This window comes from Peterkaempfera podocarpi (genome assembly GCF_042466665.1).
GTDB classification, from domain to species: Bacteria; Actinomycetota; Actinomycetes; order Streptomycetales; family Streptomycetaceae; genus Peterkaempfera; species Peterkaempfera podocarpi.
In genome coordinates this window covers 8,417,058-8,436,111 of sequence record NZ_CP162102.1, presented here as the reverse complement: position 1 = coordinate 8,436,111, position 19,054 = coordinate 8,417,058, and the positions used below count along the sequence as shown (strand labels likewise).

Genomic DNA, 19,054 nt, shown 5'->3' with positions numbered 1-19,054 from the left:
CCCTTTCATCCCTTCAGACCGGTGAAGTTGATTCCGCGGACGATGTGCCGCTGGAACATCAGGAAGAGCAGCAGAGGCGGGATGATGGTGAGCAGCATCCCGGCGATGACCTGGTTCTGTTGCGCGTTCTCGGCGAGTCGCGGCAGGGCGACCGACAGCGGTTGAGCCTCGGTGTCGGAGATGACGATCATCGGCCAGAGGAACTCCTTCCACGCGCCCATGACCGACAGCAGGGACACCACCGCGATGATCGGACCGGACATCGGCATAACGATCAGCCAGAAGAGCCGCCACGGCCCGGCTCCGTCGACCTGTGCCGCCTCGTGGAGCTCGCGGGGCAGGCCGTCGAAGAACTGCTTCATGATCAGTACGTTGAAGGCATGGGCTCCGGCCGGCAGCCACACCGCCCAAGGAGTGTTGGCGATGGAGCCGCCGGTGAGCGGAAGCTTCAGGACCACCATGTAGAGCGCCACCAGCGAGGTGGTGCCCGGGATGAACAGCGTGGCAAGCACCGAATAGTAGACGACGCGCCCGTAGCGGGGGCGGAGCACCGACAGGGCGTAGGCGCCGCCGGTCGCCACCAGCAGCTGGAAGAACCAGGAGCCCCCGACCAGGAGCAGCGTGTTGAGCAGGTAGTGGCCGAGCCTGAGTTCCGCCCAGGCGGAGGTGATGTTCCCCCACTGGAAGACGGACGGCCAGAGCCGCAACGGGTGCTGGATGAACTCCTGCGTGGAGGAGACGGCGCCCTTCGCCGTCCAGAGGATCGGGCCGAGGCCGGCGATCGCGACGGCCGTCAGGATGATGGGGTGGGAGATGCCCAGCGTCCAGCGTACGGAGCGGCGGCGCCGGTCGGCCGACGAGATCACGCCCCGGGACTGCTCGTCGTCGTTCATGCTGTGCTCCACTTGCGGGTCAGGCGCAGGTAGACGGCGGACAGGGCGGCCAGCACCAGGGCCAGCAGCACGCTGAGCGCGGCGGCCGTCCCGTAGTCACCGTCGAGGAACGCGTACCGGTAGATCAGGAGGAGGATGGTCGTGGTCGAGTCCTCCGGTCCGCCGTCGGTGAGGATGAAGGGCTCGGTGAAGATCTGGAAGGTGCCGATGATCTGGAGCAGCAGCATGATGAGGATCACACCGCGCATCTGCGGCAGCGTCACATGCCACACCCGGCGCCAGATCGAGGCGCCGTCCAGCTCGGCGGCCTCGTACAGGTCGGCCGGCACGCTGGCCAGCGCAGCCATGTAGATCAGGGTGGTGCTGCCCGCGTGCGCCCAGGTGGCAGCCAGTACCAGGCTCGGCATCGCGGTGCCCGCCGACTGCAGCCAGGGGTACGGGCCGAGGCCGACGTGGCCCAGGACCTGGTTGAAGAGGCCGAAGTCCGCGTCGTAGAACCAGCGCCAGAGCATCAGCGCGACCACCGGCGGCACCACCGCGGGCAGGTAGACCAGCACCCGGAAGACCCCGCCGAGGCGCCGGAGCTCCGAGACGAGCAGCGCCAGCATGATGGGCACCGGGAACCCGAAGACCAGGGCCAGGACCACGAACCAGACGGTGTTGCGCAGCGTGGTCCACAGCAGGGGGTCGTTGAACAGGTAGCGGAAGTTGTCCAGTCCGACCCAGGTGGGCTCGCTGACCAGGTTGGTCCGCTGGACGCTGAGGATGACGCTCTGGCCGATCGGCCACCAGGCGAAGTAGCCGAAGGCCAGCAGCAGTGGCAACAGGAAGAGCAGCGAGGCAAAGCCGAAACCGCGCCGAGCCCGCCGGGTCCGGCCAGGCCGCCGCAGGCTGCGGCGGCCTGGCCCGGCACCCGGCTGCGCTGCCCGCGAGGGCGTGGCGGTGGCGTCACCGACCGGGTGGACGACGGTCATCGCTGGGCTCGCTCCAGCGCGGCGACGGCCTTCTTCTCCGCCTTCTCCAGCTCGGCCTTCGGGTCGGCGCTCTCGCGGGTGAGCACGGCCGTCACTGCGGAGTCCAGAGCGGCATACAGGTCCTGGGCTGCCACCGAGGGCTCGGTGACGAACTTCTGCTGCTTCACACCGGCGAGGAAGGGTGCGAAGTTCTTGAGCGGGACGGTGGCGTGCTCGTTGATGGCCTGATCGACAGGGGCGCTGACGGCGGGCTGGTAGAGGGGAACGGTCGGTGTCCCCACCGGGATGCCGTCCGCGGCCTTCGCCTTCGCCCGCGCACCTGCCTCCTTCGGGTCGTGCTTGGCCGTGAGGAAGTAGTAGTCGATCCACTTCACCGCGGCCTTGCGCTCGGCTTCGCCGGCCTTCGGGTTCACCACGGCCATCTTGCCGCCCAACAGGGTGGCCGGCGTGCCCCCCGAGGGCAGCGCGGCGACGCCGTAGATCGCCGGGTCACCGTTGTACTTGGTGATGTGCTCGTCGAAGGTGCTCGGTGTCGCGATCATCATGCCGATGCGGCCGGCGGAGAACGACTTCTGGATCTCCGCGCTGTCCCGCAGCTGCTGGCTCCCCATGGAGTCGTCCTGCCAGCGCAGTTCCTTGAGCCATTCCAGGGCCTGCTGCATCGGCGCGTCATTGAAGGCGGCGACCTGCTTGCCGCCCTCCTCCTTCTCGTCCACGCCGCCGTAGGTGTAGGTCACGGCGGTCAGCGTCCAGCCGCCCGTGTTGTTGGTCGTCGGCTGCGCGTAACCGGGCAGGCCCGTCTTCTCCGAGATCGCCTTAGCGGCGGTCCGGACCTCGTCCCAGGTCTTCGGCGGGTTGTCCGGGTCGAGCCCCGCCTTCTTGAACAGCTCCCGGTTGTAGACCAGGGAGAGGGCGTACTCGCTGGTGGGCAGGCCGTGGATGTGGCCGTCCGCACCCGTGCCCGGAGCCAGCGAGCGACTGTCGAACTGGGCGGCGTTCGGCAGTGCCTTCACCTCGTCGGTGATGTCCGCGATCTGGCCGCGCTTGATGAGCCCCTGGGGCTCGGTGAGCGGCACGATGAACACGGTCTCGAGCTGGCCTCCGGCCAGCCGGGCGGTGAAGGTCTTGGCGTCCCACACCGCTTCGGTCGGCTTGATGTCGATGTCCGGGTTGGCGCGCTCGAAGGCCGCCACCCGGTCGGTGAACTCCTTGCGTGACGCCGGCTGCGTCGTCGGAGGCATGTCCGTCACCGTGATCGTGACCTTCCCGCCCTTGGCGTCGGCGGCGCTGCCGGAGCCCGAGGACGAGCAGGCGGCTGCGCCGGCCGCGAGTATCCCCGCGGTGCAGCAGGCGGCGATTCTGGACCATGGTGATCTCATGTGGTGACTCCTTGTCCTCGGCGCAGGGGTTTCCGGCAAGGGGATTCCTGCGGTGCGGTCGCACCGGTGGTTGCGGCGAGGGAGTGAAGAGGCGCGATCTCCCCGGACGCCACTCATGGACCCGCCAGCCAGGGAGCTGACGGGGTGACAGCGATACTGCGTGCTCCAACTCGCCTCGGAAGTAAACCGATTCACTCACTACGGGTCAATACTTTGCTCACGACCAGTTGATGGTCATGCATACTGGGGTTGTTCATCCCTATTTGTCCATGATTGGGTGATTTTTTTGGCCTTCGGACCATGCCGCAGGAGAGGCTGAGTTGAGAAACCGGTATACCTGCTGGGTGCCAGCTCGCCTGTTGATGGCTAACCTGGACACGTGACCGAACAGCGACAGGACTCACATCGGCGGCCGACCATCTCCGATGTGGCCGCCCGCGCCGGGGTTTCCAAAGGCGCCGTGTCCCGCACATTCAACGGGGGCAAGGGCATCAGCCCCGGCACCATGGCGCGGATCCGGGCCGCAGCAGCCGAGCTCAGCTGGACCCCCAGCACCGCCGCCCGCGCCGTCAGAGGCGGTCCTGCGCACGCCGTGGGGGTGGTGCTGCGCCGGCCGACGGAACTCCTCGAACTCGACCCGTTCTTCGCAGCGTTCCTGGCCGGAGTGGAGAGCGCACTCACCCCGGTCGGGTACGCGGCAGTGCTGCGGTTCGTCGCCGACTCCCACACCGAACGCGAGTGCTACGAGCAACTGGCCGGCGAGCGCCGGGTCGACGGGTTCCTGCTGACCGACCTGCGCCACCGCGACCCGCGCTTCGAATGGCTCAGCCGACTGGGCGCCCGGGTCGTGGTGGCCGGATCACCGGCCCGCACGTGCCCCTTCCCGTGGGTCAGCACCGGCAGCGCCAACCTGGTCCGCGAGCTCACCCGCCACCTCATCGCCCAGGGCCACCACACCATCGCCCACGTCGCGGGGACCCCGAGCCTGCGTCACGCCCGACGCCGCCGACAGCTGTGGGAGGACACCCTGGTCGAGGCAGGCCTCGAACCCGGGCCCGTGGTCACGGGCGACTTCACCACCGACGGCGGCGCGCGGGCCACCCGCGAACTCCTCGCCCTCGACCGGGCGTCGCGCCCCACGGCGATCTTCTACGCCAACGACCTCATGGCGATCGCCGGACTGTCCGTGCTCGCGGAGTACGGGGTGAAGGTCCCCGATGAGATGGCCGTGGCCGGGTTCGACGACATCAGTCTGGCCAGCTACGTCACCCCGGCCCTGACCACAGTCCGCTGCGACTACCGCCGGATGGGGCAGATCGCCGCGCACACGTTGCTGGCGCAACTTCGGAACGAGGAGGTGGCACCCCAGTTGACCATCGGCGGCGAGCTGCGGCTGCGCCGCTCCACCGGAGCCTGACCCCGCCCGGAGGGAAACCGACCACGCCCGGTACCCAACCGTCACCGAGGCGCGCTCGCGCGGCTACGCCACTGAGGTCGAGGAGCCGGGGCGCGGCCGGGCCTGCCTGGCCGCGCCCGCACCGGACCACTCCGGCGGGATCCTCGCCGCGCTGCCGGTGTCCGGCCCGCCGGCCGCGGTCGGCCCCGGTGTCCGGGGGCGGGGTCGGGGTCGGGGTCGGGGTCGGCCGGACAGGTACGCCAGTACGCGGACCAGGCCTCGACCGGGCCCGGCCACCACGCACACGCCGTCCGAGCCGGCCCCGGCGGCCGGCTCGCCCGAAAGGAACCCTCCTCATGAGCCGACCGCTGCGCCCCCTGACGTCCGGGCCCGGCCACCAGATACTCGCCGGACAGCACACCACCGACCTCGGCGGAATCTGGGAGTTCACCACCGACCCCGACGCGGCGACATGGGACAGGCTGCCCGTGCCGGGCAACTGGGACATGCACAGCGCGTACGCGGACCACCAGGGGGACGGCTGGTACCGGCGGACCATCACCACACCACCGCTCGAAGACGACAGAATCGCCCGGCTGCACTTCGAAGCCGTCGGCTGCACGGCAACGGTCTGGCTGGGCGACACCCTGCTCGGCACCCACGTCGGCGGGTACACGCCCTTCGAGTACGACATCACCGAGCTGCTGACGACCGACGGCAGCGCCAACACCCTCACCGTCCGGGCGAACAACGACGAGGCCGTCGGCGCGACCTGGCCCTGGGGCGGAATCTCCCGCCCCGTCACCCTCACCGTCGACCCCGCGGTGCGCATCGAGCGGCAGCACGTCACCGCCGAGCCCGACCTGGGCACGGGCACCGCCGAGGTGACCATCAAGGTCACCCTCTCCAACGCCTCCGCCCGCGACCGGACCGTACGCCTCGACGGCACGCTCACCGACACGGGCGACGCCCTGCCCGCACCGGCCACCGGCCAGGAGGTGACCGTGCCGGCCGGCGCCGCGGCGACCGTCCGCCTGACGACCGCCCTGCCCCCGGGCTCGTACGAGCTGTGGTCCCCCGACCGTCCTGCGCTCTACCGCTCCACCCTCGCCCTCACCGCCGGCGACGAACTGGTCCACGCCCTCTCCGACCGCTTCGGCATCCGCAGGATCGAGGTGCTGCCGGACGGCCTGGTCCTCAACGGCGAGCGCATCCGCACCGCGGGCTTCAACCGCGTCCCCGGCGACCGTGTGCACGGCGCCACCGAGCCGCTGTCCGCCGTCCGCGTCGAGCTCGACCGTATGAAGCAGGCCGGGGCGGCCATGACCCGTATCCACCACGTCCCGCAGGCGCCCGAAGTCCTCGACCACCTGGACGAGATCGGGATGCTCAACATCGCCGAGATCTCCGTCTGGGGGAAGGACGCCTGCCTCGACCCCGAGTGCTGGAAGCCCGAGCTACGCGAGATGGTGCACCGGGACGCCAACCACGCCTGCATCGTCGCGTGGTCCGTGGCGAACGAGATCAGGGGCACCGAGGAGGCCGGCCGCACCTTCGTCAAGGCGCTGATCGACCACACCCGCGCCGAGCTCGACGACTCACGCCCCCTGACGTACGCCAGCAACACCTTCGACGCGATCGACGGCCCGCAGGACGAAGCCCTGCAGTACACCGACTTCCTCTCGGTCAACATGTACCGGGACTACACCGCGCGGCTGCGGCGGCTGCGCGCGCACTACCCGGACAAGCCGGTCTTCGTCAGCGAGTTCAGCAACGACGGCTACACCTTCACCGCCGACCGGGAGAGCGTCGAGTACGTCTCGCAGGACGACGACCGGATCCCTGCGGAGCTGTCCGGGCTGCCCTGGGTGTTCGGTGCCTCCCGGTGGACCTTCGACGACTACCGCAGCCGTTTCGAGGGGACCTCCCCCAACCAGCTGCGGGGGTGGGGCGTGCAGACCGAATGGGGCGCACCGAAGCGCAGCTACGACCGGATGCGCGCCGCGTTCGCCCCGGTCGGGGAGCTGTCCCTCGACCCGTCGGAACCGGACGGCACCACCCGGATCACGGTTGTCCCGCGGGGCGCGGGCGAGCTCCCCAGCCGGGTCCTGCGCGGCTACCGGCTGGCCTGGCGGGTGATGGACGCCGACGGCGGCACGCTCGCCGAGCGCTGCATCCCGCTGCCCGAGATCGCACCCGGGGACAGGCCCCTCGGCCGGGAGGTGGAGTGGCGGCGGACGGGCGGACGGCCGGAGAAGGAGGCCGTCGCCGAGCACGTCGGGCTGATCGACCCCCTGGGGTACGAGGTGGCGGTCGCCGACCGGGCCCTGGCCGCCCCGGCCGCCCCCCGGGTCACCCAGACCGTCGTGGCGGACGGCGCGGTACGGGTGGCCTTCGACCGTGTCGCGACGGCCGAGGCATACCGCGTGGAGGCGGCGGCGCAGGCAGGCGCGGACACCGGGACCCACTGCCGCACGGTGTACCAGGACGACCACGGCGACCTCACCGGACTGGTCAACGGGACCCCGTACCGGGTGCGCGTCGTCGCCGTCTCGGCCGCCGGCGAGACGGCCTCCGCATGGACGGCCGGTCTCCTCCCCCGGGCGGGCGCGGGGTCGCTGCCGCCCGACGTGCAGGCGCTCGTGCCGGTCGCGGGCGGTGCGGTCCTCGTGTGGCGAGGCGCGGCGGAGGACCAGGCGTACGCCGTCGAGGTCGCCGACGCCCGCGCCGATGAACCCTTCCGCTCCCTGACCACCTCCGTCCGCGGCTTCCACCGCATCGAGGGGCTGGGCCCCGGGCGCGCGATACGGGCCCGGGTCCGCAGCCTCCGCGCCGGCGGCACGGCCGACGCATGGTCCGCATGGTCCCAGTGGCGGGACGCGAGGACCGGTCAGGAGTAGGCGCGCAGCGCCACGATCCGGACCTCCGGTGCGCCGTTCGTCGCCTCCGCCACCACCCGCAGCGCGGTGGTCCGGACGGCGGCGAACCGGTGGACCCGGTGGCGGCGGCGGTTGCCGGTTTCCTCGGCGACCGCCGTCCAGCTGCCGTCGTCCGCCAGCACCTCGATGCGGTAGTCGCGGACCAGCTCCGGCATCACCTCGAACTCCGTGCGGTGCCGGTGCAGATTGTTGAGGTACTCGTCCACGTCGTCGTCCAGGACGAGGTGCACCGTGCCGATCTCCACCGGCGCGTCCCAGTCGAGCCGCAGCCACGCCTCCCCCGACTCGCCCGCGTGCCACAGTTGCGGCCCCGCGAAGGGCCGCTGGTAACCGCCGACGGACTTGTCCGGGGCGTACGCCCGGGTCGGCCCGGCACGGAAGCAGAAGCTGCGGCGACGCAGGCCCCGGGCGACCCACTCGGCGACCGGCTGGCCGTCCTCCTCCGGGATGTCATGGTCGACCCCCGGCTCCCCCACGAGCTTGTGGGCCAGGCAGAGCACGCCGGTGCGCCGCTCGTCGGCGAGGTGCAACGACGCATGCGGATCGGCCCGTACGACCATCACGGCGTTGCACGGCTCGTCCGGTTCCCACGCCAGGTCGAGGGACACCCACTGCTCCTTGCCCTCCGGGACGGGCACCGTGCGTGAGGCCAGGCGGCGGGCGGGTACGGCGTTCTCGCCGCGCAGGGTGTCCCAGAGCTCGACGGTCAGCTCGGTGTCGGCGCGCGCGTCGACCAGCAGTTCCACGCCCTCCAGCCGCGGGTCGACGGGGAGGACGAGGGCGAGGTCCCGGTCCAGCGGGCATGGCGTGGTGCGGGTGCCGGGTCCGGGCTCCACCTCGAGCCGGGTGAGCGTGCTGGAGGCGGTGACGCGTGCGGTGCGGGCCAGGTCGTCCGGGTCGGTGTTGCGCACGCCGACCAGCGAGGCGTCCTGCCGGAGCAGGGTCTGCTGGAGGAGCGGCAGTCGGCGGGCCGCCAGCTCGCGCGGAGTCAGCCCCTGCGCGGCGCACAGGGCCGCGCCCGTGCCCGCGGCCTCGCCGAGGGTGGCGCAGGTGGCCATGACCCGGGTGGAGCCGAAGGCGATGTGGGTGGCCGAGATGTTGCGCCCGGCGAAGAGGAGGTTGCCGACGTTGCGTGAGTAGAGGCAGCGGAACGGGATGTGGTAGACGCCGTCGGAGTAACGCTGGCGGGCGCCTGGCTCCTCGGCGTACATGCCTTCGACCGGATGCAGGTCCACCGACCAGCCGCCGAACGCGACCCGGTCCTCGAAGGGCTCCTGGGCCATCACCTCGGTCTGGGTGAGCACGTGGTCACCGAGGAAGCGGCGGTACTCGCGCTTGCCGGGGATCGCGCCGACCCACTCCAGGGTGAGGTGGTCGGCGTCGAACCGGCCGCTGTTCTTGATGTGGTCCCAGATGCCGTGGACGACGGACCACAGCTCGTCGCGGATGCGCTCGTTGTCGTGCACCGTGTCCAGCTCGCCGCCCCACTCGACCCACCAGTAGTCGCAGCCGTTGTCGCCGGTGCGGATCAGCCGGTGCTCGGGGATGGGGGTCTGGAGGATGTTCTTGGCGAAGGCGGGCGCCACGTACTTCACGGGGTGCCCGGCGTCCTTGGTGTAGAAGAGGATGGTGCTGCCGAGCAGTTGCCGGTCGGGCTCCGGCGGCGCCCACTCCTCGCCGTACTCGGCCCGGGACTCGCGGCCGATGCGGTGGTCGGCGCCCGCGAGGTGGCCGATCAGGCCGTCGCCGGTGCAGTCGACGAAGACCGGCGAGGAAAACGTTGTCAGACGCTCGGAGCCCATGGTCCAGCCGGTGACGGACTCGATCCGCCGGCCGTGCTCCGCAGTGACGTCGCGGACGTCCGTGTTGAGGAAGAGCCGCAGGTGCGGCTCGGCGAGCACCGCGTCGAGCACGACCTGATCCCAGTAATAGGGATTCCCCTCCGGATTGCGGAACTGGTTCTCGAGATACAGCTCGCCCATGATGCCGGTCTCACGGGCCCAGCGGTGCACCCCGTGGGCGGTCGCCCCGCACACCCACACCCGTACCTCGCTGCTGGAATTGCCACCCAGCACAGGGCGGTTGTGCACCAGGGCCACGGTGCGGCCGAGCCGGGCGGCGGCGATCGCCGCACACACGCCGGCCAGGCCGCCACCGATGACGGTGACATCGCTGCGGACGGTCTCCTCACGCATGAGGCAGTGGGTCCTTTCTGCTCGGTCGGTCCGAGGGCGCGCCCGGGATCCGCGATCCGGGGAGGCACGTCCGGGAGAGGTCAACCTGCCGTGATCACTTGTGCGTTGCGGACGACGAAGTCCTCGTCGACCTCGCCCGGGCGGGGGCCGGCGGGGAGGCGCAGCCCACCGCCGGGCTCGCCGGTCAGCGGGCGCGCAGAATGCGGTTCGCCTCATCGTGTTGGGGTTCGACTGTGCAGGTCCGCACATCGGCGATGCGCACCGGAACTCCATCCTCCATGGGTCAGACCAAGGCGCGGTCACAGCGTCCCATCATCCCCAAGGGTCAGGCAACAGACCGTGTGCGAAGGCGTCCTTCACGTCTGCCGCCGCCAGTTCACCGGTGGTCGCATTTAGTCCGTAGGGGCCCGGCCGCGCCGGGAATGCCCGCGGCGCCGCCCTTCCCACGGGCAGGAAGGGCGGCGTCACGGCCGGTCGAACTACGAGCCCTTGAACTGCGGGCGGCCGAGCCGCCGCAGGCGCTCAGCCGCCGTATGTGTGGACGTAGTCGAACTGCGCGACCGCGCCTGCGGTGTTCATGGAGAACAGGGCAATCCTGAGCGGCCCCTGGCGGGGCAGCGTCCAGGTGCCGGAGCTCACCCAGCTCCTGCCGTCGCGGCTGGTGGAGGCCGTGACCTCGCTCTCGTTGTGGACCGTGTCGGCGTGGTAGCGCAGCCGCATCCACATCGTGTCCGCCGTCGGCCCGCCGAACATCGGGGCATAGGCGACGGCAGTCGGCGGGGTCGTCGTCGGGCGCTCGCCCTCCTTGCCGAACTCCGTCACGTTCAGCAGCGCCCCGCCGCCGTTGTTGAGGGGCAGTACGGAGTGCGCGAGCTTGAAGTAGCGGTCGTCGTTCTCGTACAGGGCAATGCCCGCCTGCTGGTTGCTCTTCGCCGGCGCGAACTCGATCTTCGTCTCCACCGTGTAGTCGCCCGAGGGCGCGGGCCGGGTGAGGACCGACGCGGTGTTGGTGTTCGTGTACAGCTCGGCGCCCTGGGTGGGCCACGACAGCGCGCTGCCGGTCACGGCCACCCCGGAGGCCGGTCCGCGCACCCAGGTCCACGGCGAGTCGGCGGTGGTGCCGGGCACGGTGGCGGTGTCGAAGTCGTCGCTGTACGCGGGGAGCAGAGCGCCCGGTCGCGGTTCGGGCACCCGCGTGGTGACGGGGGTGTAGAGCGCCGCGGCGCCCACGTTGTCGGCGGCCGTCTCCCCGCCGAGGGCGGCGGTGCCGACGGCGCCCGCCCTGGCCGCGGACGCGGGCAGGTCGCGGGTCTGGGTGGCGACGGCGTCGCCCAGGCGGTCGGCGCTCACCTCGGTGGTCATGCGGGTGCCGCGGATCTCGACGGCGACGTTGCGCCACGCCTCCCACTGGAAGCCGCCGGGCAGCGGGGTCGACTGCTCGCCGGCGCTGCGGCCGTCCTCGACCACGTCCGTCACCAGGGCGTTGCGGTCGTGGTCGAGCCAGGCGACGACGTAGTTCGACGGGTTGCGGTAGTCCACGACCAGGCCGGCCCGGCCACCCGTCGAGGTGACCCGCAGGTCCGCCTCGGCCCGCAGATCCGCCGGCGCCCGGCCGTCGGTGACCAGGAAGGCCGGCGTGCTCGCGCCGCCCGTGTGCACCGCGTACGGTCCGGTGTCCTGGCCGGTGGCCAGCGTCCAGGGCGCGGCGTGCGCGCCGGCGGTGTGCCAGCCGCTCAGCGAACCGTCGTTGAAGGTGCCGCCCGCGGTCCAGGAGGCCACCGGGGCGGTCTGCGGTGTGTCGGAGGGGCCGGCGCCGGCCCGCAGCACGGGCCAGCCGTCGATCCAGTCGAGCCGGTCGATGAGCATGGGGCGCCGGCTGAGCTTGAGGGTGCCGCCCGAGGCCGGTTTCAGGTCCGGGTCGTCGGACGGGATGGCGTGGTAGACCAGCCAGTCCTGGCCGGACAGGTCGGTCTGGATCGCGTTGTGCCCCGGGCCGATCCACCGGTTGCCATTGGCGCCCGCCACCACCGAGCCCTTGCTGGTGAGCTCCATCAGGTCGACGCCCTGCGCGTCGGTGAACGGTCCGGTCGGGCTGGTCGCACGGCCGACCTTGACCTGGTAGCCGCTGTAGGCGCCGTCGCAGCAGCCCGCGTCGGAGTAGAAGAGGTAGTAGAAGTCGCCGCGCCGGACGACGAACGCGCCTTCCATCCTGCGGCCGCGGGCGACCTGGGTGACCGCGCCGACGGTCCGGGTGCGGTCACCGTTCATCTGTGCGACGCAGAGGGTGTCGTAGCTGCCCCAGTACATGTAGGGCGTGCCGCCCTGGTCGGTGAACTGGGCCTCGTCGATGTTGTTGGTCGGGCACCCGCTGGGCGACGGCAGCACCGCGCCCTGGTCGGTCCATGGGCCGGTGGGGGTGGGGGCGGTCGCCACTGCGAAGGTGTTCTGCGCCGAGACGGCATAGAAGAGGTTGTAGTGGCCGTCGGTGTAGCGGATGTCGGGCGCCCACAGCCTGGAGCCGTTCTCCCAGGCGGGCTCGGTCTGCGGGGTGAAGACGTCCCCCGCGTACGTCCAGTGCACCATGTCGGCCGAGCGCAGGATCGGCAGGATGTGCTCGCCGTCCTCGCCGCTGGACTGGAAGACCGGGTTCTGCGTGCCGTACGCGTACCAGTACCCGTCCTTTCCGCGGAGTATCGACGGGTCGGGGAAGGTGTCGACGACTCCCGCGGTCACCGGGTTGGTGTACGTGGCTGCCGCCGTGTGCGGGTCCTTGTGCGGGGTGTGGTCCGCGACCGCGCCCGCCGGGGGGAGCGGTTCCGCGATCAGTGCCGCGAGCAGGGCGCCGGTGGCGACAGCGGTCGCGCGCCACCGCCGTGCTCGGGGTCGGCGCGCGGAGCGGGGCGCGGGCCGTTGTCCTGGTGCCTGGGTCATGATCGGCTCCGTGATCGTCTCGATGAGGTCAGGTACCGGGGAGCTACGACGCGCTGTCGGGCTCGAACGAGCTGAGGGTGGCGTCGTAGTCGGAGGCGCCGATGTCGAACATCGGCGTCATCCAGTGGTAGAAGTTGTCGCCGCGCTCCCTGAGCAGGTCGTAGAGCCGCCGCGTCAGGCGCCGGCGGACCGGTTCCATCTCGGGGTGCGGATAGCGGTTGACGAGTTCGTGCGGATCGGCGGACAGGTCGTAGAGCTCGTTGAGGGACTCGGGGTTGACGACGAGCTTGTAGCGGTCGTCGCGGATCATGCGCTGCGGGTAGGGGAAGTGGTGGCCATGGAACTCGGCGAGCAACTCCTCGGGCCACTGCGGGTGTTCACCGCGGATCAGCGGCAGCAGGCTGCGGCTGTCCACCGCCTGGGAGGTGTCGCAGCCCGCGAGGTCGAGGAGGGTGGCCGTGCAGTCGGTCAGGGTCACGAACTCGCGTCGGACCTGCGGGGCGGCGCCGGGCACCCGGATGATCCCGGGGATGCGGTAGATGTCCTCGTACATCGCCGGGCCCTTGTCGTGCAGGCGGTGCGCGCCGGTGAACTCGCCGTGGTCGGCGGTGAAGAACACCGATGTGTCGTCGGCCAGGCCGAGTTCGTCCAGCCGGGTCAGGATGCGCCCGATCTGCTCGTCGATCAGGGTGACGTAGCCCCAGTAGACGGCGATGAGTTTGCGCGTCACCTCGATCGGCATGGTGTCGAACGTCCAGTGCGCGCTGTAGTTGCGCTGGACGGGCGGCTTGCCCTCGAACGTCTCGGCGATGGAGGGCGGTAGTTCGACGAGGTCCGGGTCGTAGAGATCGAAGTACGCATCGGGCAGCAGGTAGGGCAGGTGCGGCCCGAAGAAGTGCGTGGCCAGGAAGAACGGGCGGCCGGTCGCGGCATACCGGTCCAGGTGCTCGATGGCCCGGGTGGCCAGGTAGTACTCGAATGTGGCCTCGACCGGCTGGTGCAGCCGAGCCGCCAGCAGGTTGCCCGGGTTGCCGTTGGGCGTGGTGCCGCGCACCAACTCGGAGATCCGGTACGGGGGCAGGTCGCGCTCGGCCAGGTAGGCGAGGTAGTCGGGGTGGTCGACCGGGTTGTGCCAGCCGGGCAGGTCCGGCCCCTCGAACCCGTACGAGGCGGCGTTGCGGTGGGTTCCGCCGTGCCACTTGCCGATCAGGCCGAGTTGGTAGTCCCGTTCGGCGAGCGCGCTGGGGAAGGTGAAGGCGTCCTCGCGCAGATCCTCCAGGTAGCCGACGTTGCGCTCGTAGTTGGCGAGCAGCCGGTGCCGGAACGGCGCCTGCCCGGTGAGGAGGCTGGCCCGGGCGGGGGTGCAGATGGCGGTCGGGGTGTAGAAGCGGTCGAACCGGGTGCCGGTGGCCGCGAGCCGGTCCAGGTTGGGGGTCGCCACATGGGGGTTGCCGTAACAGCCCAGGGTGTCCACCCGGTGCTGGTCGGTCATCAGGAAGAGCAGGTTCACTTTCCGTACACCTTCGCGTAGCGGGCGCCGTCGTAGTACGACGAGGGTGCGGGGCGGGACTTCAGCTGGCCGGAGCCGACGAAGAAGTCCGCCATGCCGTTGAGCCAGTTGTCGATGGTGCCGTCCTGCGACTTGGCCACCAGATCGGCGGTCGTCAGCATCTCGACGTTGGCGGCGTCGGCCTTGACCTTGTCCCGGTCGACCTGGAGGAGGTCGGCCGCCAGGCCGATCGCCTCGTCCTTGTGCGCCGCCCGCCAGTCGTTGGCCTGCTGCAGCACCTTGACGACCTTCTCAGTGAGCGCCGGGTCGGTCTTCGGGCCGGAGACGAACGCGGTGGGGAAGGCGTTGGCGGTGAAGTCCCGGTCGCTGGCGACTTCGTGGAGCCCGGGCACCCGCTGCTTGATCGTGCCGATCAGCGGATACCAGAACCCGGCGCCGTCGATCTGCCCCGCGGAGAAAGCCGAGACGATGGTCGGGGCGTCCATCGGGACCTTCACGATGTCCGACATCGTCATACCCGCCCGCTTCAGGGCGAGGTTGAGCACCATCTCGCCGGAAGTGCCCTCCGGCACACCGACCTTCTTGCCCCTCAGCCCTTCGATCGTGGTGATGCCCGGCTGGGCGATGACACGGTCGGCGTAGGTGAGCGTGTCGATCGCGATGACCTTGGCCTTGCCGGTCGCGGGCAGCCACAGCGCGCCGGGCCCGATGTAGCCGAAGTCGAGGTCGCCGGCGCCCAGTGCCTGGATCTGGATGGGCCCGTTGGTGAAGACCTTGATGCTCGGGCTGAGCCCGGCCTTCTTCCACAGGCCCTGCTTGTCCGCGATCGCCAGCAGGCTGGAGCCGTTGAAGTCCGCGATGTAGCCGAAGCGGACCTTTGTACCGCCGCCGGAGCCGGACGAGGAGCATGATGTGGCACTGAGTGACAGTGCGGTTGCGGAGAGTGCGGCGATGAAGCCGCGTCGGGTCATCGTGGTCATGACGAGGTGGTCCCTTCGGGGTACGTGTGATGCTGCTGGGCGGAGTTGGGCGGACCGGGTTGGGCAGGGCAAAGCAGGGCCCCCGCTCACGGGAGCGGGGAGCCGAACGGAGGGGGTCGCCGGGCGGTCAGGCGGGGGCGGCGGCCGGGTCCTGGTGGTAGACGGAGTACCAGACCCGGTTGCGCAGTTCGGCGAACTCGGGCGAGAGCCGCATCTCCTCGGTCCTGGGGTACGGCAGGTCCACGTCGACCACCGAGTGGACGCGACCGGGCCGGGCGGCCATCACCACGACGCGGTTCGCCAGGTAGACCGCCTCCTCCACGTCGTGGGTGATGAACATGACGGTGCGCCGCTCCTTGCTCCAGGTGTCGAGCAACTGGTCCTGCAGCTGCACCCGGGTCAGTGCGTCCAGCGCGCCGAACGGCTCGTCCATCAGCAGGACTTCGGGGTCCACCGCATAGGCGCGGGCGATGGCGCAGCGCTGCTTCATGCCGCCCGACAGCGTCTTGGGCAGTGCGTCGGCGAAGTCGGTCAGGCCCACCAGCTCGATGGCGTGGTCGGCCCTGGCCTTGCGTTCCTTGGCGGGCATCGACGTCAGCTGCAGTCCGAACTCGACGTTGCGACGCACGGTCAGCCAGGGGAAGAGCGCGTACTGCTGGAAGATCACCCCGCGGTCGGGGCCGGGCCCGGTGACCGGCCGGCCGTCCACGACGACGTCGCCCGACGTCGGCTCGACCAGCCCGGCGGCCATGCTCAGCAGCGTGCTCTTGCCGCATCCGGACGGGCCGACGACCGTCACGAACTCCCGCTCCCCGATGTCCAGGGACACGCCGCCGAGCGCGTCGAAAGTACCGTTCTTCATCGGGAAGGTCTTCACGACGTCCCGGAAGGAGATCTTGTGAGTCATCGGCGCTCCTGCCAAGTGGTGAGACGGCGCTCGGCGAGCAGCAGCAGCCGGTCCATGACCAGGCCGAGCACGCCGATGGCGATCAGTCCCACGAAGATCGTGTCGAGGTCGTAGTACGTCTCGGCGTGCTGCATACGGAAGCCGAGGCCCTCCTGGGCGGCGATGAGTTCGGCGGCGACCACGGTCGCCCACGCGGAGCCGAGCCCGATCCGCATGCCGACCAGGATGAACGGGGTGGACGCCGGGATGACGACCTTCCGGAAGATGGTCCAGTCGCCTGCCCCCAGCACCCGTGCCGCGTCGATCAGCGTCCGGTCCACGTCGACCACGCCCTGGAAGGTCGCGACGACGCTGGACAGGAAGGCCGCCAGGAAGATCACGAAGATCTTCGGGGTCTCGCCGATGCCCATCAGCACGATCGCCAGCGGGATGAGTGCCAGCGGCGGAATGGTGCGGAAGAACTGGATGTACGGCTCGCACAGGCCGCGCACCACCGGGTACCAGCCCATCAGGAAACCGAGGGCCACCGCCAGGGCCGTGCCGAGCGCGAACCCGGTGAAGACCCGGCGCAGGCTGGCGAGCATATCGCCCTCCAACGTGCCGTCACCGAGCATCTCCCCGGCCCGCCGCCCCACCGCGACGGGGCCGGGCAGGTCGCCGACCCCGCGCGAGGCCAGCAGGGCCCACACGCCCAGGCCGAGCGCGAGGGCGATCAGGTTGAGCACGAGCGGCGGGACCCTGCGGCGCCGCGCCGCCTGCGGCCGCGTCGGCGCCGCAGGCGTCCCCGTGGCCGGTTCGGCGGCGGCCTTCCCGGTGGTGATCACGTCCATCGTTGCCTCGCTCGGTTCATGCCTCGCTGCCTTCTTGATCGGGTTGAGTGAGCCGCGGGCAAGCACCGCACCCAAGCGGCCGTCGCCCTCGCACACGGGCGCAACGACGGTCCTGCGGGCCCTCCTGCGCGGCCGTCGGTGCCACCAAGGCAATCCCCCACCTGCCACGGCCGTGTGAGGAGCCCGGGCGCCTGCCTGCCACACGTGACGACGTCATGGGGAGTCCTCTCCGGGCTCTTCGAGTCCAGGCGGCACCGGATAGTGCGACAGCAACGGCGACTCCCGCAGGACCAGTGCGATGCCGCCGAGGGCGGCACCCACCTCGCCGAGGGCGGCGGCCCGCAGATCCACCCGGGTCCGGGAGGCCGGCAGCAGCCGGGCGGTCAGGGCGCGCTGCACCGCTCCGGTCAATGCTTCGCCCACCGTGGCCAGTTCACCGCCGAGGACGATGACGCCCGGGCCGATGGCGTTGGACACCGCGGCCAATACCGTGCCGACCCGGGTCCCCACCTCGTCCAGGACCCCCAGGGCCGCGCTGTCCCCGGCGCGAGCCGCAGCGGCGAGCGAGGGAACGTCGTCGGCCCGCCCGCCCGCTGCGCGAAACGCGCCGAGCACCGCTCCCACCGAGGCCACCGTCTCCAGGCATCCGGTGCCGCCGCACTCACAGGGCGCGCCACCCGGTTCCACGCTGATGTGGCCGAACTCTCCGGACAGTCCGTACGCGCCGCGGTGCAGGGCGCCGCCGACCACCAGCCCGCCGCCGACGCCGTGCGACAGCCGCAGATACAGCACGTCCCCGCCGCCGGCCGCCGCGCCCCACGTGGCCTCCGCAAGAGCGGCGAGCCGCGTGTTGTTGTCGACCAGGACCGGCACACCGAACCGCTCCCGCAGCAGCGGGGGCAGCGCCTCCCACCGACTATCCCCGCCCGGCCCGTCCCCCTGTCGGCCGACCGGGCCGACGACGCCCACACCGATCGCGCTGAGCGCCCCGAGGCCCAGCGAGTCCCCGGCCAGCGTGCCGACCAGGTGCTGGGCCAGTTCGATCCGCTGCTCCCAGCCGAGGTCAGGGCCGTGCGGTTCGCTCGCCGAACCGACCACCTCGTGGGCGACGTTGACGGCTGCCACATGCACCGCACGCCGCGCGAAGTCGATGCCGATCGCGTGTCCGGCACCGGGGTTGAGGGCGAGTCGCTCCACTGGCCGGCCCCGCCTGCGCTGGGCGGCCTCCGGCGCGGAGGCGACGATGGCACCGTTGGCGAGCAGTGCGCCCACGATGTCGTAGAGCGTCGTGCGGGACAGGCCGCAGCGAGCGCCCAACTCGCCTCTGCTGAGCGGACCGTGTTGGCGCAGCAGGTCCAGCACCAGCTGCTCGTGCCCCCGGCGCAGGCGTGACAGGAGGCCGTCTTGTTGCTGCATGCGGACAGGATGCTGACCCGGAGATATTTTCGTCAACACTCCGGAAAAAAGCATTCTGGGGGCGACCCACCGTGCGCCGACCGGTATTCGCCCTGTTCTGGGCCCATTTGACGGGGCATGAAGGCTCCCAGCAGATCCGGGAACTTTTATGCGCTGGCAACGCTCGCGTCACACGCGTTCATGTTCGGGCCGCCGCGGGGCCGTTCGGTCCACCGTCCGCCCGCCGCACTCCGGGCAACTCGTTGAATCTGAATCCACCGCGCCGGTCTCCGCGTAACCGTCCCGGCAGACAGGCCGCTTGCAGCGTTCGCTGTCCTTGCGGCGGGCCGACCTCGGCGCCTTGGTCAGCACGCCCGTACACACCGCCGGGTGGGAGCACATCGACGGAGGCGACCTGCTCGGCCCTGCGCAGCAGCGGGGTGCGCTGGACCGGGTTGGCAGAGAACTCTCCATGAAAGCTCGGAGTTGGCTAACGCAGCCATGCCTGAAGGCGCTCCGGAAGGTGCCCAGCGTCGATGGCGCGCACCCCGGAGCACAGCCGGTGCATGGCGCCGTGGCGCAGCCGGTCGATGGCGCCACGCGTCGGTCCCGGCGCACATCGCCGCAGCGGGCCCATCACCTTCGCTGCGGGATGCGCTCCGGCGCTGTCGGCTGCTCCGCCGCTGCGGACACCGCCGGCGACCAGCACCGGAGGGCCCCACCTC

The 19,054-nt window shown here is 70.9% G+C and carries 12 protein-coding genes; 2 read left to right on the top strand and 10 right to left on the bottom strand.

Features of this window, described 5'->3' with window-relative positions; genetic code table 11:
* Positions 1-5: 5 nt before the first annotated feature.
* The 3 genes from AB0761_RS36705 to AB0761_RS36695 are packed head-to-tail and all read right to left on the bottom strand — an operon-like array spanning position 6 to position 3,246.
* Entirely contained in the window at positions 6-893 is an 888-nt protein-coding gene (locus AB0761_RS36705) for a carbohydrate ABC transporter permease (protein ID WP_377273610.1), read from the bottom strand.
* Entirely contained in the window at positions 890-1,867 is a 978-nt protein-coding gene (locus tag AB0761_RS36700; protein WP_377273609.1) for a carbohydrate ABC transporter permease, read from the bottom strand. The genes AB0761_RS36705 and AB0761_RS36700 overlap by 4 nt, the downstream gene beginning before the upstream one ends.
* On the bottom strand, positions 1,864-3,246 hold the full coding sequence (locus AB0761_RS36695; RefSeq protein ID WP_377273608.1) for an ABC transporter substrate-binding protein: 1,383 nt from the start codon (positions 3,244-3,246) through the stop codon (positions 1,864-1,866). Before AB0761_RS36695 ends, AB0761_RS36700 begins: the two co-directional genes overlap by 4 nt.
* 379 nt (positions 3,247-3,625) lie before the next feature.
* Here AB0761_RS36695 and AB0761_RS36690 point away from each other — a divergent pair, with 379 nt between their 5' ends.
* Both AB0761_RS36690 and AB0761_RS36685 read left to right on the top strand, forming a co-directional pair.
* A complete protein-coding gene (locus tag AB0761_RS36690; protein WP_377273607.1) occupies positions 3,626-4,663 on the top strand; it encodes a LacI family DNA-binding transcriptional regulator in 1,038 nt (345 codons plus the stop codon).
* Between the two features lie 335 nt (positions 4,664-4,998).
* Positions 4,999-7,542: a glycoside hydrolase family 2 TIM barrel-domain containing protein gene (locus AB0761_RS36685; protein WP_377273606.1), complete on the top strand. Its 2,544-nt coding sequence runs from the start codon at positions 4,999-5,001 to the stop codon at positions 7,540-7,542.
* Here the strand turns inward: AB0761_RS36685 and AB0761_RS36680 are convergent.
* The 7 genes from AB0761_RS36680 to AB0761_RS36650 form a co-directional block, all read right to left on the bottom strand.
* The gene (locus AB0761_RS36680) at positions 7,533-9,776 is read right to left on the bottom strand and encodes an FAD-dependent oxidoreductase (RefSeq protein WP_377273605.1); all 2,244 of its coding nucleotides are present in this window, start codon (positions 9,774-9,776) and stop codon (positions 7,533-7,535) included. The two genes, AB0761_RS36685 and AB0761_RS36680, sit on opposite strands and share 10 nt — an antisense overlap.
* Positions 9,777-10,298: 522 nt before the next feature.
* Positions 10,299-12,707, bottom strand: coding sequence for a family 43 glycosylhydrolase (locus tag AB0761_RS36675; RefSeq protein WP_377273604.1), 2,409 nt, complete (start codon positions 12,705-12,707; stop codon positions 10,299-10,301).
* A 43-nt stretch (positions 12,708-12,750) separates the two neighbouring features.
* Positions 12,751-14,217: a sulfatase-like hydrolase/transferase gene (locus AB0761_RS36670; protein ID WP_377273603.1), complete on the bottom strand. Its 1,467-nt coding sequence runs from the start codon at positions 14,215-14,217 to the stop codon at positions 12,751-12,753.
* The gene (locus AB0761_RS36665) at positions 14,214-15,197 is read right to left on the bottom strand and encodes an aliphatic sulfonate ABC transporter substrate-binding protein (protein ID WP_377273602.1); all 984 of its coding nucleotides are present in this window, start codon (positions 15,195-15,197) and stop codon (positions 14,214-14,216) included. The genes AB0761_RS36670 and AB0761_RS36665 overlap by 4 nt, the downstream gene beginning before the upstream one ends.
* Before the next feature lie 127 nt (positions 15,198-15,324).
* On the bottom strand, positions 15,325-16,104 hold the full coding sequence (locus AB0761_RS36660; protein ID WP_377273601.1) for an ABC transporter ATP-binding protein: 780 nt from the start codon (positions 16,102-16,104) through the stop codon (positions 15,325-15,327).
* Positions 16,101-16,934, bottom strand: coding sequence for an ABC transporter permease (locus tag AB0761_RS36655; protein ID WP_377273600.1), 834 nt, complete (start codon positions 16,932-16,934; stop codon positions 16,101-16,103). Before AB0761_RS36655 ends, AB0761_RS36660 begins: the two co-directional genes overlap by 4 nt.
* 213 nt (positions 16,935-17,147) lie before the next feature.
* Positions 17,148-18,350: an ROK family protein gene (locus AB0761_RS36650; protein ID WP_377273599.1), complete on the bottom strand. Its 1,203-nt coding sequence runs from the start codon at positions 18,348-18,350 to the stop codon at positions 17,148-17,150.
* Between the last annotated feature and the right edge of the window lie 704 nt (positions 18,351-19,054).